The following is a 15,994-nucleotide window of genomic DNA, read 5'->3' as shown; positions in this document are numbered from 1 at the left end:
TGACACCCGCGGGTGCTTGCGACAACCCCTAAAGACGGTCTAAAGCGGACCTCGGCCGGGCGCGCGGACCGGTGCGGCAGGGGCCGTTAGGGGTGGGTCCGCGCGCGGGCGCGCTCGTATCGTCACGACGTCGGACGGGCATGCGACGCGGAAGGAACGTGGGCACGTGGGCAACTCCGAGGAGAAGCTGGTCGGTGCGCTCCGGGCTTCGGTGAAGGAAACCGAGCGGTTGCGCGAAAAGAACCGCAAGCTCACCGAAGCCGCACGGGAGCCGATCGCGATCGTCGGGATGGCCTGCCGGCTGCCCGGCGGCGCGGGCACCCCGGAAGCGTTGTGGGAACTGCTGTCCGGGGGCGTCGACGCGATCGGCGAATTCCCGTCGAACCGAGGCTGGGATCTCGAACGGCTTTACGACCCGACCGGGGAACGGCCGGGTTCGAGTTATGTGCGCGAGGGCGGTTTCCTGCACGACGCGCTCGATTTCGACGCCGACCTGTTCGGCATCAGCCCGCGCGAGGCGCTGCTCATGGACCCGCAGCAGCGGTTGCTGCTCGAAACGTCCTGGGAGGCGTTCGAGCGCGCCGGGATCGCGCCGCATTCGGTGAAGGGCAGCGCGACCGGCGTTTTCGCGGGCACCATGTATCACAATTATCAGGGCAGCTACGGCTCGTCCGGCGTCATTTCCGGCCGCCTCGCCTACACTTTCGGGCTCGAAGGACCCGCGGTGACCATTGACACCGCGTGCTCGTCCTCGCTCGTCGCGCTGCACTTGGCGGTACAGGCCTTGCGCAACGGCGAATGCACGCTCGCGCTCGCCGGCGGTGTCTCGGTGATGTCGACGCCGCGTACGTTCGTCGAGTTCTCCCTCGACGGCACGCTCGCCCGCAGCGCCCGTTGCCGCACCTTCGCCGACTCAGCGGACGGTACCGGCTGGTCCGAGGGCTGCGGCATGCTGCTGGTGGAGAGACTCTCCGACGCGCGACGCAACGGGCACCCGGTGCTGGCGCTCGTCCGCGGCACCGCGATCAACCAGGACGGCGCGTCTAACGGCATGACCGCGCCGAACGGGCCCGCGCAGCAGCGTGTGATCCGGCAGGCGCTCGCGAACGCGCGGCTGCGGCCGGACGAGATCGACGTCGTCGAGGCGCACGGCACGGCGACCAAACTGGGCGACCCGATCGAGGCGCAGGCACTGCTCGCGACCTACGGCCAGGAGCGCGAAGAGCCGCTGTGGCTCGGGTCGATCAAATCGAACGTGGGACACACGCAGGCCGCGTCCGGCGTCGCTGGCGTGCTGAAGATCGTGCTGGCGCTGAACAACGGCCTGCTGCCGAAGACGCTGCATGTCGACAAACCGACCCGGCATGTGGACTGGAGCGCGGGCAAGGTCGAGCTGCTGACCGAGGCCCGGCCCTGGGCGCGCGGGGAACAGCCGCGCCGCGGTGCGGTTTCGTGCTTCGGCCTGAGCGGGACCAACGCGCACATCATTCTCGAGGAAGCCCCGGCGCCGGAGACCGCCGAAACTCCGCGTGATGGCGCAGCGGTTCCGGTTGTGGTGTCCGGCCGGACGCCGCAGGCATTGCGGGCCCAAGCGAAGCGGCTGGCCGAACACCTTGCGGCACAGCCGGAACTGGACCTGCTCGACGTCGCCGCCACCTTGGGCGCGTCGCGGACGCATCTGGACCACCGGGCCGCGGTGATCGGGAAGTCCATTGAGGACGTTCTGCCCGCGTTGAACGCGCTCGCGAACGGCGAATTGGGTGCGGTGAGCGGCCTGGCTCGCGGCGAGGCGTCGTTGGCGTTCCTGTTCTCCGGTCAGGGATCGCAGCGGGTCGGGATGGGCCGTCAGCTGGAGGTCTTCCCGGTTTTCGCCGAGGCTTACGCGGCGGCGTGCGCGGAGTTGGACCGGCATCTCGACCGGCCGATCCGCGCGGTGATCGACGGTGACGCGGACGCGTTGGGGCAGACCGCGAACACTCAGGCCGCGTTGTTCGCGTTCGAGGTCGCGTTGTTCCGGCTGGTCGAGTCGTGGGGGCTCACGCCTGCCGCGTTGTGCGGGCATTCCATCGGCGAGCTCGCCGCTGCGCACTGCGCGGGCGTGTTTTCGTTGGCAGACGCGGCGAAGCTGGTCGCCGCTCGCGGCCGGTTGATGCAGGCGTTGCCGAAGGGCGGTGCGATGGTGGCCGTCGAAGGAACTCCGGACGAGGTCGCCGCGCACGATCCACAAGGGACGGTCGACGTCGCCGCGGTGAACGGGCCGCGCTCGGTCGTGCTGTCCGGTGCCGAAGACGCCGTGCTCGCGGTCGCCGCGAAGTTCAGCGACGCCGGGCGACGGACGACGCAGCTCAAGGTCTCGCACGCGTTCCACTCGCGACTGATGGAGCCGATGCTCGCCGAGTTCCGCACGGTCGCGCAGAGCATCGCCTACGCGCAGCCGACCGTTTCGGTGATGTCCAGCGTGACCGGCGAGGAGGTCTACGCCGAGCTGACCGACCCCGAGTACTGGGTGCGCAACGTCCGGCAGCCGGTCCGGTTCGCCGACGCGGTCCGCGCGCTCGCTGCCGACGGGGTCAACCGGTTCCTCGAACTGGGCCCGGACGCACCGCTGACCGCGGTGGTTCCGCAGTCCGCTGATGACGCGGTTGCCGTGCCCGGCCAGCGGCGGGACGTTCCCGAGGACGTGGCGCTGCTGACCGCGTTGGCCACGCTGCACGTCCGCGGCGTGGTGCCGGACTGGGCCGCGCACTTCACCTCGCGCGGCGCGAGCCGGGCCGACCTGCCGACCTACGGGTTCCAGCACCAGCGGTACTGGCTGGAGGTTTCGTCCGAATCCGGGGATGTCTCGGCGATGGGGCTCGACCCGGTCGACCACCCGCTGCTCGGCGCGGCGACTCTGCTGGCCGACGCGGACGGCGTCGTGTTGTCCGGCCGCGTGTCCACGGCGACCCACCCGTGGCTCGCGGACCACGCCGTCGGCGGCTCGATCCTGTTGCCTGGCACCGCGTTTGTGGAACTCGCCGTGCGCGCCGGGGACGAGGTCGGCTGCGGACGCGTCCAAGAGCTGACCCTGCACGCGCCGCTCGTGCTGCCCGCGAGGGGCGCCGCGCGGATCCAGGTGCGCATCGGCACTCCGGCGGCGGACGGGACCCGGCCGATCAGTGTCCACTCGCGACCCGACGATCTCGCCACCGCCGTCGCCTGGACCCGGCACGCGGACGGCACGCTCGCGCCGGCCGCCTCCGGAACGAACTTCGACCTCAGCGAATGGCCGCCAGCCGGGGCCGAGACGGTCGATGTCGAGGGCATGTACGACCTGCTGGCCGAGCACGGAATGGTTTACGGGCCGGTGTTCCAGGGCCTGCAAGCGGCGTGGCAGCGTGGGGACGACGTGTTCGCCGAGGTCGCGCTGCCTGAGCAGGAGCGGATCGGCGCCGAGGCGTTCGGACTGCACCCGGCGGCCTTCGACGCGACCCTGCACGCGGTCGGGCTCAGCGCGGCGGCCGGTGAGGGGACGACGCTGCCGTACGCCTGGTCCGAAGTGGAGCTGTTCGCGACGGGAGCGTCCTCGCTGCGAGTCCACGTGCGACCGACCGGTGAGCAGGCGGTCGAACTGCGGCTCGCCGACAGCGCCGGGGCACCGGTCGCGCGCGTCGGCACACTGAAGTTGCGGCAGATCAGCGAGGAACAGCTCGCGGCTGCGGCACCGACTGGCTCGGACGAACTGTACGAAGTGGACTGGGTTCCGACGACTCTGCCGGACGCCCAGGCGGCCTACGAGGTCTACCTCGCGAAGGCGGGGAACAACGCTGCTTCGGCGAAGAAAGCCGTCCACAGTGCACTGTCCAAACTGCAGGCGGAGGGCGGCAAGGAGAAGCTGCTCGTAGTGACCGGCAACGACCTCGCCGGGGCTGCAGTGGCGGGTCTCGTCCGGTCCGCGCAGGTGGAGAATCCCGGCCGGATCGTGCTCGTGGAGGGCGACGCGACCGACGAACAGCTCGCGGCCATCGCGGCGGCGGACGAATCGGCGGTGCGGGTTTCCGGGACCGAGGTGCGCGTGCCGCGGCTCGTCCGGGCGACGCCGGAGCCGGGGGCGCCGGTCGACTGGTCGGCCGGGACCGTGCTGCTCACCGGCGGCACCGGGGCGCTCGGCCGGATCGTCGCTGCCCACCTCGCGAAGCAGGGCGCACGGCAGTTGCTGCTGGTCAGCCGCCGTGGCGACCAGGCACCCGGCACTGCGGAACTCGTTGCGGAACTGGCCGAACTGGGGGCGGAGACCACCGTCGCCGCGTGTGATCTCACTGATCGCAAGGCGGTGGCGCGACTGCTGAAGAAGCACCCGGTCGCCGCGGTCGTGCACGCCGCCGGTGTGCTGGACGACGGGGTACTGCCGTCGATGACTCCGGAGCGGATCGACGGCGTCTTCAACCCGAAGGCGCTCGCCGCCTGGCACCTGCACGAACTGGCTGGCGACGTCGAAGCGTTCGTCACCTTCTCGTCGGCCGCCGGGGTGCTCGGCGCTCCCGGCCAGGCGAACTACGCCGCCGCAAACGCGTTCCTCGACGCACTCGCCGCGCACCGTCGCGCCGAGGGGAAGCCCGCACACTCGCTGGCGTGGGGCATGTGGGAGTCAGCGGCCGGGATGGCTGGCGAGACCAACGGCAAACGCGGGCTCGGCGCGTTCACCGCGGCGGAGGGGTTGGCGCTGTTCGACACCGCGGTCAGCTCGGCCGGCGCGGTCTTCGTGCCGGTGAAGCTGGACCTGCCCGCGTGGCGCGAGGCCGGCGCGGTGCCGGACCTGCTGCGCGGCCTGGTCCCGACGGCTCGGCGGACCGTCTCCGATCGCGAGGCCGGGACCGATTCGTTGCTGGGCAAGCTCGTCCGGCTTCCCGCCGACAAGCGCCTCGACCACCTGCGCGACCTCGTCATCGAGCACGCGGCCGCGGTGCTGGGCCACGCGTCGACCGACGTGATCGACGCGGACCGCGCGTTCAAGGACCTCGGCTTCGACTCGCTGACCGCGGTCGAACTGCGCAATACGCTCAACGAGGTCACCGGCCTGAGCCTCACCGCGACACTCGTCTTCGACCACCCCACGGCCGGCGACCTGGCCGCGCACCTGCACGACGAGCTGCTCGGTGACCTGGAGCCGGACGCGGCCGGACCGGAGACCACCGTCGCCGGCAGCGACGAGCCGATCGCGATCGTGGGCATGGCCTGCCGGTTCCCCGGCGGCGTCAGCACGCCCGAGGAGCTTTGGGAGCTGGTCGCCGCGGGACAGGACGGGACCAGCGACTTCCCGACCGACCGAGCCTGGGACATGGACCACTGGCTGGAGCAGGTCGCGCCGGACGGCGGCACCCCGCGGGGCGGGTTCGTCCCGGACGCGACCGACTTCGACGCCGCGTTCTTCGGCATCAGCCCCAACGAAGCCGTGATGATGGACCCGCAGCAGCGGATGCTTCTGGAATCGTCGTGGGTCGCGTTGGAGAACGCGGGCGTGGACCCGTTGGCGCTCAAGGGAAGCACTACTGGGGTGTTCGTCGGCGTGATGCAGTCCGACTACGACCCGGGCGACGCGCTCGAACAGGGCGGCGGGGCTTATCGCGGCTCCGGTGCGCTGAGCAGCGTGGTTTCCGGACGGGTCGCGTACGCCTTCGGTCTCGAAGGGCCAGCTGTCTCGGTGGATACCGCGTGCTCGTCGTCGTTGGTGGCGTTGCACCAGGCGACCCAGGCGTTGCGTGGCGGTGACTGCTCGCTCGCGTTGGTCGCGGGTGTCTCCGCGCTTGTCTCGCCGGCACCGTTCGCGCAATTCGTGGACGGCGCTGTTGCCCGCGACGGTCGGTGCAAGCCGTACTCGGCTGCGGCTGACGGGTTTGGCTGGGGCGAGGGTGTCGGGGTGCTCGTGATCGAGCGGCTGTCCGACGCGCAGCGCAACGGGCACGACGTCCTTGCGGTCGTGAAGTCCAGTGCGGTCAACGCGGATGGTGCTTCCAACGGTCTTAACGCGCCCAGTGCTCCGGCGCAGGAAAAACTGATCCGTCGCGCGTTGTCGGCGGCTGGTCTGGCTGCGTCCGATGTGGACGCTGTCGAGGGACATGGCGCGAGTACGCCGCTGGGCGACCGGATTGAAACTTCCGCGCTGCTGGCTACTTACGGCCGGGATCGCTCGACGGACCGTCCACTGTGGCTTGGTTCGGTGAAGTCGAACATCGGGCACACTCAGGCGGCCGCGGGTGTTGCCGGGGTGATCAAGATGGTGCAAGCGATGCGGCACGGAGTGTTGCCCGCGACCTTGCACGCTGCCGAGCCGACGCACGACGTCGACTGGGCGGCCGGAACTGTTCGCCTGCTGGACGAGGCTCGGGATTGGCCGGAAGTGGACCGTCCGCGTCGTGCCGCGGTGTCTGCGTTCGGCTACAGCGGGACCAACGCGCACGTGATTCTGGAGCAGGCTCCGGACGTCGTGGCGGAAGCGGTCGAATCGGTTGACTCCGGTGGGGTGTTACCGCCGCTCGTGTTCTCCGCTCGGACCGCGGCGGCGCTTCCAGATCAGGCGCGGGCGTTGCTGGCGCACCTCGACGCGTATCCGGCGTTGGATGTCGTGTACTCGCAGGCCAACCGGCAGCCGTTGTTCTCGCATCGGGCGGCGGTGGTCGGTTCGGACGCGGCGGAACTTCGTGCCGCGCTGGAAGCTTTGTCTGCTTCGGACTCGGTGGTGACCGGACGGGCTCGCTCTGGCGGGCGGACCGCGTACCTTCTGCCGGGGCAGGGCAGCCAACGCGCCGGGATGGGTGCGGAGCTGGCGGCTGCGTTCCCGGTGTTCGCGCATGAACTGGAGCGGGTCGCGGCGAAGTTCGATCAGCATCTCGGCCGTTCGTTGCGCACGGTGATGTTCGCCGAGGCCGGTTCGGTGGACGCGCAGTTGCTGGACCGGACTCAGTTCAGTCAGGCCGCGGTGTTCTCCTTCTCCGTGGCGCTGTACCGGCTGCTGGAATCGTGGGGACAGCGGCCGGACGTCCTGGTGGGACACTCGGTCGGCGAGATCGCGGCCGCGCATCTGGCCGGAGTGTTCTCTTTGGACGACGCGGTGAAGCTCGTTGCCAACCGCGGTCTGTTGATGGTCGAGACTCGGGCCGGTGCAGTGGTCGCCGTCGAGGCTAGCGCGGACGAGGTCCGGCCGATGCTGAGCGACGACGTTGCCCTGGCGGCAGTGAATGGGCCGCGCTCGGTCGTGGTGTCCGGGGTGGACGATGCGGTGTGCGCGATTGCCGAGCACTTCGAAAGGCTCGGCCGTCGGACGAACCGGCTCGCGATCGACTGCGCGGTGCACTCGCCGTTGCTGGACGAGATTCTCGAAGAGCTGGAAGAGATCGCGCAGGAGTTGACGTTCGAGAAGCCGACGGTTCCGGTGATCTCGACGGTCACCGGTGCCGAAGCGACCGACGAGCTGTCCGACCCGGCACATTGGGTGGCGAACTGCCGCGACACGGTTCGTTTTGCTGACGCGGTGCGGGCTTCGGCGGCGACGCGGTTTGTCGAGTTGAGCACGAATGGTGTGCTCACCGCGGCTGCCGAGGCGGTGGTCGAGGACGCGGCGTTCGTTCCGGTGCTTCGGCGCAATCGTGGTGAGGTCGCTTCGACGCTTCTTGCTGCTGGGCAGTTGCACGTCCTTGGGGCGGGGCTGGATGTTAGGCGGATGTTCGCTGGACGGTCCGCGAGTACGGTTCCGTTGCCGCCGTATGCGTTCCATCGGACGCGGTACTGGCCGTCGGTCGACATGGAGGCTCGGCGGGCTACGGGGACTGGGCTGGGGACGTGGTTTGGTCCCGCGTTGACTGTCGCTGGATCGTCCACTGTGGTCCTGAGCGGAACGTTGCCTGCCGACGCGTTCCCTGCGGCGGGCTTTGTGGAGCTGGCTACTCGGGCTGGGGACGAGGTCGGGTGCGGACGCGTTGTGCGGTTGACCGTCGAATCGCCGTTGGCTTCCGAGCAGCTGCAGATCGTGGTGGGCGAGCCGGATGACGCTGGACAGCGTCCGGTGACTGTCCACTCACGACACGACGGTGTGTGGATTCGGCATGCCGAGGGTGTGCTTGCGGTGGATTCCGGGGCTGAGCCGGAGGGCCTGGGGGAGTGGCCGCCTGCTGGTGCGGAACCGGTGGCTGCTGGGTGGCTTGACGCGGCTTGGACCCTCGACGGGGTGGTGTTCGGGGAAATCGAGGTCGCTCCTGATGAGAAGTTCGGTCTGCATCCGGCGGTGCTCGATGCGGGACTGTCCACTGTGGGCGGAGACCCGGTGGAATGGCGGGACTTCCGGTTGTTCGCTACGGGGGCCGCGAAGCTGCGGGTTCGGTTGACTCCGCTCGGGGACGACCGGGTGGCGGTGTTGTTCGCGGATCGTTCGGGGCGGCCGGTGGCTGCGGCGGAGTCGGTGACGGTGCGGCAGCTAGTGGCTCCGTCGGCGGTGACATCTGCGCAGGCGGGGGTGAAGAAGCGGCGCGCGGTGGCTGATGATGTCTCGGAGTTGGAGTTGACCGAGAAGGGGCTTCAGGCGTTTGTGCTGGAGCAGGTCGCCGGGCTGCTGGGGTATGCCGATACCGCTGAGTTGGACGAGGACGCGCACTTCCTGGAGATCGGGTTCGATTCGCTGACCGCGGTGGAGTTGCGGAATCGGATCGCCGGTGCGGCGGGGGTTTCGTTGCCCGCGACGATCGCGTTCGATCATCGGACGCCGGCTGGGTTGGCGAAGCATTTGCTTTCCGTGCTGACCGGGCCCGCGGTCGAGGTGGGCGGGGATCCGGTGACGGAGATGTTCTTCGAGGCTGTCCGTGGTGGGCAGGTGGAGAACGGGCTCGCGTTGCTGGGGGCGGCGGCTCAGTTGCGGCCCCGGTTCCGGACGGTGGCTGAGCTGCGCGAGGAGCCGCGGCCGGTCGAGTTGGCTGCTGGGCCCGCGGAGGTCGGGTTGCTGGCGGTGCCTACTCCGGCTGGGATGGGGGGCGCGTATCAGTATGCGAAGCTCGCCGCTCGGTTCCGCGGGGTGCGGCGGGTGGCTGCGTTGCCTACGCCGGGGTTTGTGGCCGGGGAGTATTTGCCCGCTGATCTTGATGCGTTGTTGGATGTGTTGGCGGAGGGTGTTCGGCTGGCTGGGGACGGGCCGGTTGTGCTGGTGGGGCATTCCTCTGGTGGGGTACTGGCTTATGCGCTTGCTTCTCGGGTGAATGTGGCCGGGGTTGTGTTGCTTGACAGTTATGCCATGGATGACGGTGGGGATGCTGGGGACACCGTTCGGGATATGGCTGCGGGGATGGTCGAGCGGGAAGAGCAGTTCGGGCCGTTTGATCGGGACAAGTTGACTGCGATGGCTTATTACCTTGGGTTGCTGGATGGGGTTTCCTTGCCTGAGGTTGCTGCTCCTTCGCTTTTGGTGCGGCCGGATCGGCGGTTTGTCACTGCTGGGGGTTCGGTGGATCGGGGCGGGGAGGATGCCGGGTCGTGGCGGACTAATTGGGATCGGGCTGGGGTGGTGGTTACTGTTCCCGGGGATCATTTCAGTATTGTGGACGGGGATGTGGAGACTACGGCCAAGGCTGTGGAGGAGTGGGTGGGCGGTCTTCGGTGACTGCTCGTCGCCCTGGGGGGCGACATTGCTGCGCCTTGGTTGCGTGGGGCACCCCGAGAGCCGATTGTGCTGACGGTTCGGGGGTGCTTGTCAAGGCGGGAAAGATGCCTTGACAAGCACCCCCGAACCGCAGGGCGGCTTTGTATCGGGGTTGGGGGAGGGGTGGGTGCCCCCGGGGGTTGGGTGTGGCGGCGGCGGTTTTTCGCGGGTTGGGTGGTGCGTTGTTTGGGTGCGGCGGTGGCGGTTGTTGCGCGGTTTTGGTGCCTCGCTGTTTGGGTGCGGCGGGTGGCGGTTGTTGCGCGGCTTGGGTGCGTGGGGCTTGGGGAGCGCGGTGAGCGGGTAGCGCCCCAATGTGGCATTGGGTGCATGTGACGCACCGAAAGCCACATTGGGTGCATGGGACGCAACCAATGTGGCATTGGGGCGGTGCCGGGTGTGGGTCGTGAGGGGAACCCTGAGGGACTCAGAGTCCCTCAGGGTTCCCCTCACGGACGGCTGGTCAGGGGAGCAGCGCGGCGATTCCGTCCAGAACCCGTTCCAGGGCGAAATCCTCGGGGGCGGCGGCTGGGTATTCGCGGGCTTCCGTCAAGGCCGCCAGGTGCGGGTAACCGCCCTCGGCTAGGCGGGGTTGCAGGAAGGCCCGGACGTCAGCGGCGTGCTCGGTCGACTCCGGCGAGTCTGGATCGGCGATCGTGCGGCGGCGATCTGCGGTGGCGCGGACTACTGCGGAGACCAGTTCGGCGCACGACAGTGCGTCTACTGTGGACAGTCCGGCTTCCGTAAAGACCGCCAGGAGTTGTTCGGTCCACCGGAGGCGGTGTGGGGTGAGGCCTTCGCGGACGTCGAGCAGCCATGGGCGAGCGGCGTAGCGTTTTGTCGCTGCGTCGGCCCAGGTGCGGACTGCGGCGCGCCAGTCCAGGCCGACTGGGGGTGGCGGGGGTGGGCCGAAGCCGGCTTCGGCCAGGAGGATCAGCAGTTCGTCTTTCGAGGTTACGTAGCGGTACAGCGCGTTGGTCGTGAGCCCGAGTGCGGACGCGATGTTCGGCAGCGACGCGGCTGCCAGGCCTTCGGTGTCGGCCAACTCGACCGCTGCCGCTACCACTGCTTCGACGGTGTGCGACGGCTTCGGTCCTCGGCGGGGGCGCGGCGTGCCCAGCCAGGCTGGGGCCAGGCCCGGCGGCAGGGCTCGGGGATCGGGCTCGATCGGCATCTTTCGCTCCGGTACGTCTTTCAGTAAACTGTGCAAGTCTTACACTGATCTGGTCTGGGGGCGAGCCAACGTGAGCGAGACCAACCGGTTCGGATTCGGGAAGGTCACCGAGCTGGACCGGAAGCTGGCGGCGACCGAGGTCGAGCACGCGCGCTCCGAGGGGGCCTGCGACGGGCAGGAAGCTGCCCGCAGGCTGGCTCGGATCCGGCTCGCCGGGTCGCACGCCGCGCTGCGGGCCGCGGTCGAGGGGCGTGCCTCCGGGTCGCCGCCTCCGCTGCTGGAGGCCGCGCCGGGGCTCGCGTTCCGGCTTTGGGTGCTGGTCGCGGCGGTGAACGCGCTGATCTGGTTCGGCATCGGCGTCATCGGCGGGCAGTGGGATCCGCTGTGGCTGCTGTGGGTGCTGCTCGGCGGCGGAGTGCTGGTCGCGGGCGTGTGGAGCGTCCGGGACTTCGACCGGCGGGCTCGCGCTTCGGCGGGCGGGGCTTCCTGACCAACCCCTGTGCACGGGCCCGGGGTTCCCCGATCGGCGGACGTCCGCTAAACTGTTCAAGCCTTACACAATTAATTCCGACTCCGTCGAAGCCGTATTGGGGGGCCTCATGTCGGAGAGCACCGAGAAGACCCGCTCCGGGAGCGGACTCGCTCGCCGCGTCGTCACGATCGCCTGGGCCGCCATCACCGGCGTCCAGTTCGTGATCTGGCTGCTGATGAGTCTCATCAGCATGTCGTTCAAATCGCCGTTTTGGCTGTGGACGCTGGGCGGAGGCGCCATCGTGCTCGCGGTGTGGTGGTCGCTCGACCGCCGCGGTTCCGGGAACGGATCGGAGTGAACGACGTGTCCACCACCACTTCCGTGGCAACGCCCGTCCAGCTGGACGCGGTGCACAAAACCTACGGCCGCGGCGAGAGCGCGGTCGAAGCGCTCGCCGGCGTGTCCGTTGCCTTCCCGGCGGGCACCTTCACCGCGGTGATGGGCCCGTCCGGTTCCGGCAAGAGCACGCTGCTGCACTGCGCGGCCGGGCTGGACACGCCGACCTCGGGCAAGGTCACCCTCGTCGGGACCGACCTCAAGGGCAAGAACGAAACGCAGCTCACCGAGCTGCGCCGCGAGCACGTCGCGTTCATTTTCCAGTCGTTCAACCTGATGCCCGCGCTGAACGTGGAGCAGAACGTCACGCTGCCCACGCTGCTGGCCGGCCGCGCGCCGGACAAGGCGTGGGTGGACCAGGTGATCGCGCGCGTCGGGCTGTCCCAGCGAGTGAAGCACCGGCCCGGCGAGCTGTCCGGCGGGCAGCAGCAGCGCGTCGCGATCGCCCGCGCGCTCGCCGCCCGCCCGGCCGTGGTGTTCGCCGACGAGCCCACCGGCGCGCTCGACACCACCACCGCGCTCGAGGTGCTCGGCCTGATGCGCGAGCTGGTCAGCGCGGGCCAGACCATCGTGATGGTCACCCACGACCCGGTCGCGGCGTCCCACGCGGACAACGTGCTCTTCCTGGTCGACGGCCGGATCGTCACGCAGATGGCCAACCCGAGCGTCGACGCGGTGGCGAGCACCCTGGCACACCTCGGCGAGCAAGCGAGGAGGCAGCGGTGAACTCGCGGCGAGTGGTGCTCGCGCTCGCGCTGTCGAGTCTCCGGTACCGCGCGGCGGCTTCGCTCGCGTCGTTCGTCGCCATCCTCATCGGCTGCGGTCTGCTGATCGCGTGCGCCGGACTGTTCGAGACGGCGATCGTGCTGAAGGCCGCGCCGCAGCGGCTGGCCGCGGCTCCGCTCGTCGTCGGCGGTTCCGCCGGGTTCAAGCTGCCGGACGAGGAATCCCAGGTCGTCCCGTACGCCGAGCGGGCGGTACTGCCGGAGGACCAGGTCGCGAAGATCTCGGGAGTGCAGGGCGTCGGGCAGGCGGTGCCGGACGTGTCGTTCGCGACGGTCCTGCTGCACGACGGCGCGCCCGCCGAGTCGGGTGCGGCTGTCCTTTCCGGACACGGCTGGGATTCGGCTTCGCTGGGCGGATACAAGCTGACCGAGGGCGCGGCTCCGAACGCGTCGGGCCAGGTCGTGCTCGACGCGGCCACCGCGTCCGCGGCCGGCCTGCACGCGGGTTCGGCCGTCGACCTGGCGGTGAACGGGCAGCGGCAGTCGTTCCAGGTTTCCGGTGTCGCGGAGCCTTCGCAGACCGTGAAGTCGCCCGCGTTCTTCTTCTCCGTTACGGACGCCCAGCGGTTCAACCCGCATCCCGGCACGGTCGGGCTGGTCGGCGTTTTCCCCGCCGACGGCGTCGACGCGACCGAGCTGGCGGGCAAGATCTCGGAGCAAGTCCCGTCGGCCACCGTGCTCACCGGCGACGACCGCGGGTCGGCCGAATTCCTCGGCGTGAGCGGGAGCCAGCTGCCGCTGATCCTGCTCGCCGCGGTGTTCGGCGGCATGGTGCTGGTCGTGATGGCGCTGGTGGTGTCCGCGACGATCAGCCTCACCGTCCGGCAGCGGCAGCAGGAACTCGCGCTGCTGCGGGCGACCGGGGCGACGCCGAAACAGGTGCACCGCATGGTCGTCATGGAGACGATGGCGGTCGGCGCGCTCGCCGCGGTGTGCGGGGCGTTCCTGGGCAGCCTGCTCGGCAACTGGATCTTCAGCACGAGCGGCTCGCTCGGCATCGTGCCGGACGAACTCGCCTTCACCCAGGACATCATCGCGTTCGCGGCCGGGATCATCGCGACGCTCGCGATCACCTTCGGGGCCGCGTGGTTCGCCGCGCTGGCCGCCGCTCGTGCCCGGCCCATCCAGGCGCTGGCCGAAGCGGCGATCCCGGGCGTCAAGGTGAACGCGTTGCGCCGCACGGGCGCGCTGATCTGCGGCGCGGCGACGGTGCTGCTCGCCGCGACCACGATCTTCATGCCCGCCGACACCGCGGCGGCGATCGGCGGCCCGGCGGTGCTCACCGGCGCGATCGGCGTCGCGCTGCTCGGTCCGGAGATCATCGCGTGGGTGGTGGACCGGTTCGGTCCGTTCGTGCGCCGGGTCGCCGGCCGCGACGCCACGCTCGCGGTCATCAACACGCGAGCGCGGGCCGTCGCGTTCGCCGCGGTGCTCACTCCGATCACGCTCGCCAGCGCGGTCGCGCTCGGCAACGTGTATTCCGAGACCACCGCGCAGAAAGCGCAGATCGCCGCGTACGCCGGGCAGCTGCAGGCGGACGCGGTGGTGACCTCGATCGCGGGCGGGTTCTCGCCGGACCAGCTCGCGCAGATCCGCAGCACGCCGGGAGTTTCGACGTCGTCGCCGCTCGTCACCAGCTCCGGCTGGGTCGAGGAGCCCTACGACGGCAACGGAAGCGACCCGTTGCGGCTGCTGGGCGTCGCCGCGCAGGACCAGGGCGGCACGGTGCTCGCCACCGAGGTCACCGAAGGTTCGCTGACGGCGTTGCGCGGGAACTCCGTGGCGCTGCCCGCGTCGGTGGCCGACAAGCTCGAGGTCAAGGTCGGGTCGAAGATCAAGATGCGGCTCGGCGACGGGGCGCAGGTCCCGGTGACCGTGGTCGCGTTGCTGGACAGCCCGTCCAGTTACGCGAGCATGATCCTGCCCGCCGAGCTGCTGGCCGCGCACACCACGAGCGGCCTGGCATCGCAGGTGCTCGTACGCAGTGGGGACGCCAGCGGGGTCGTGTCGGCGCTGTCCGACCGGACGAAGGACTGGCCCGGGGTCACGGTCGGCGACGACAGTGCACTCGCCGCGAGTTTCCAGGCGAGTGCCGACGTCGAGGCGCTGATCAACTACCTGCTGGCCGTGCTCGCCATCGCGTACGCCGCGATCGCCGCGGTGAACACGCTTTCGGTGGCCGTGCTGGCCCGCCGGCGGGAGTTCGGCGCGCAGCGGCTCGCCGGTGCGGATCGCGGCCAGGTGCGGCGGATGCTGTTCGTGGAAGGCGGGATCGTGGCGGTGACCGGGCTGGTGCTCGGCATCGTGATCTCGCTCTTCACCGTGGTGCCGATGGCGCTGACCACCGGCGAGATCATCCCGTCCGGGCCGATCTGGGTGTTCCTCGCCGTGGTGCTCGCGATTTTCCTGATCGTGTGGCCGGCGACCGCGCTCTCGGCCCGGCTGGCGATGCGCCGCAGCGCCATCGAAGCGGTGAAAATGCCCGGCCAGTAACGGTTTCTAGGGGTACGCCGGGCCGGTCCGGGGTGGATAGTCTCGTCACGACTGTCCGCACCGGGCCGGCCCGGTTTTCGTCGTATCTGGAGTGATCCCCATGCGTGTACTCCTGGCCGCGCCGTCCTCCCCGGCCCGTCTGCACACCCTGGTGCCACTGGCCTGGGCGCTGCGGACCGCCGGGCACGACGTGAAAATCGCCGGACGGCCCGCGCTCGTCGAAGACATCCTCCGCACCGGCTGCGTCGCGGTCGAGCTGGAGGACGGCGACGCGGAGCTGACCGAATCCGCCGCGCTGGCCGAGTTCGCGCGGCTGTGGCGGCCCGCGGTGGTGGTGTCGAACGCGGACGCCGGAATCGCTGCGGCCCGCGAGGTGGACGCGAAAGCGGTGCGCGTGCTGGGACCGGCCGACGAGCCGGACGCCGCTGCGGACCACACGCTCGACGTTGTGCCGCCTTCCTTACGGGACACTCCCGGACAACCGCTTCGGCACGTGCCGTACTTCGGTCCCGTCGAGGTGCCGACTTGGTTGCGTCGCAAGGCACGTCGTCCGCGCGTTCTCTTGTCGCTGAATGATCCGTCCTGGTATGAGCCGGTCTTCACTGCACTGTCCGATGTGGACTATGAAATTATCTGTGCGGCGGAACTGCCTGCCGGGCTGGCCTTGCCGCCGAAGGTAAAACTCGTCGACGCCGCACCTCCGGCTGCCGTGTTGCCGACGTGCGCGGCGGTGGTGCACGACGGTGACGAGACTTTAGCGCTCGCCGCGGTGGCGTACGGACTGCCGCAGCTGTCGTTGACCGAGTCCGCCTTCGGCACTCGCGTCACCGCCGCGGGTGCCGGGATTTCCGGTGCGGCGGAAGGGATTTCCCGGCTGACGGACGAATCGCTGCGCGCCGGTGCGGACGCGTTGCGGGCAGAGGTGGCCGCATCGCCGGCCCCGCGCGAAGTCGCCGCCGCGCTGGCCAGCTGAATGTGGGGCCGCTAGGGGTGGGGGCACGCCAACGCCGTCGGTAGCG

General features: G+C 69.9%; 7 protein-coding genes. 6 read left to right on the top strand and 1 reads right to left on the bottom strand.

Annotation, left to right across the window (positions count from 1 at the left end; all coding sequences use genetic code 11):
* Nucleotides 1–166 precede the first annotated feature (166 nt).
* Entirely contained in the window at nucleotides 167–9,619 is a 9,453-nt protein-coding gene (locus tag CU254_RS30090; RefSeq protein ID WP_009082190.1) for a type I polyketide synthase, read from the top strand.
* A 499-nt stretch (nucleotides 9,620–10,118) separates the two neighbouring features.
* On the opposite strand, the gene CU254_RS30085 is transcribed toward CU254_RS30090, so the two are convergent.
* Nucleotides 10,119–10,829 (bottom strand): TetR family transcriptional regulator, encoded by a 711-nt coding sequence (locus tag CU254_RS30085; RefSeq protein ID WP_009082186.1) that lies wholly within the window; start codon nucleotides 10,827–10,829, stop codon nucleotides 10,119–10,121.
* Nucleotides 10,830–10,899: 70 nt separating this feature from the next.
* On the opposite strand from CU254_RS30085, the gene CU254_RS30080 reads away from it, so the two are divergent.
* From CU254_RS30080 to CU254_RS30060, 5 genes are all read left to right on the top strand, one after another.
* On the top strand, nucleotides 10,900–11,319 hold the full coding sequence (locus CU254_RS30080) for a hypothetical protein (protein ID WP_100266929.1): 420 nt from the start codon (nucleotides 10,900–10,902) through the stop codon (nucleotides 11,317–11,319).
* Nucleotides 11,320–11,428: 109 nt separating this feature from the next.
* Nucleotides 11,429–11,659 (top strand): hypothetical protein, encoded by a 231-nt coding sequence (locus CU254_RS30075; RefSeq protein ID WP_037363841.1) that lies wholly within the window; start codon nucleotides 11,429–11,431, stop codon nucleotides 11,657–11,659.
* A gap of 23 nt (nucleotides 11,660–11,682) precedes the next feature.
* Nucleotides 11,683–12,423: an ABC transporter ATP-binding protein gene (locus tag CU254_RS30070; protein WP_234392767.1), complete on the top strand. Its 741-nt coding sequence runs from the start codon at nucleotides 11,683–11,685 to the stop codon at nucleotides 12,421–12,423.
* Nucleotides 12,420–14,975 (top strand): ABC transporter permease, encoded by a 2,556-nt coding sequence (locus tag CU254_RS30065; RefSeq protein WP_009082184.1) that lies wholly within the window; start codon nucleotides 12,420–12,422, stop codon nucleotides 14,973–14,975. The genes CU254_RS30070 and CU254_RS30065 overlap by 4 nt, the downstream gene beginning before the upstream one ends.
* Nucleotides 14,976–15,075: 100 nt before the next feature.
* A complete protein-coding gene (locus tag CU254_RS30060) occupies nucleotides 15,076–15,948 on the top strand; it encodes a nucleotide disphospho-sugar-binding domain-containing protein (RefSeq protein ID WP_037715256.1) in 873 nt (290 codons plus the stop codon).
* Nucleotides 15,949–15,994 lie beyond the last annotated feature (46 nt).

Source organism: Amycolatopsis sp. AA4 (assembly GCF_002796545.1).
In the GTDB taxonomy this organism is placed as follows: domain Bacteria; phylum Actinomycetota; class Actinomycetes; order Mycobacteriales; family Pseudonocardiaceae; genus Amycolatopsis.
This window is presented reverse-complemented; position numbering and strand designations above follow the sequence as displayed.

What these genes read in the sequence shown, in the direction of transcription:
- CU254_RS30085 (WP_009082186.1), bottom strand. Translation starts at nt 10,829, where the DNA reads ATGCCGATCGAGCCCGATCCCCGAGCCCTGCCGCCGGGCCTGGCCCCA.
- CU254_RS30075 (WP_037363841.1), top strand. Translation starts at nt 11,429, where the DNA reads ATGTCGGAGAGCACCGAGAAGACCCGCTCCGGGAGCGGACTCGCTCGC.
- CU254_RS30060 (WP_037715256.1), top strand. Translation starts at nt 15,076, where the DNA reads ATGCGTGTACTCCTGGCCGCGCCGTCCTCCCCGGCCCGTCTGCACACC.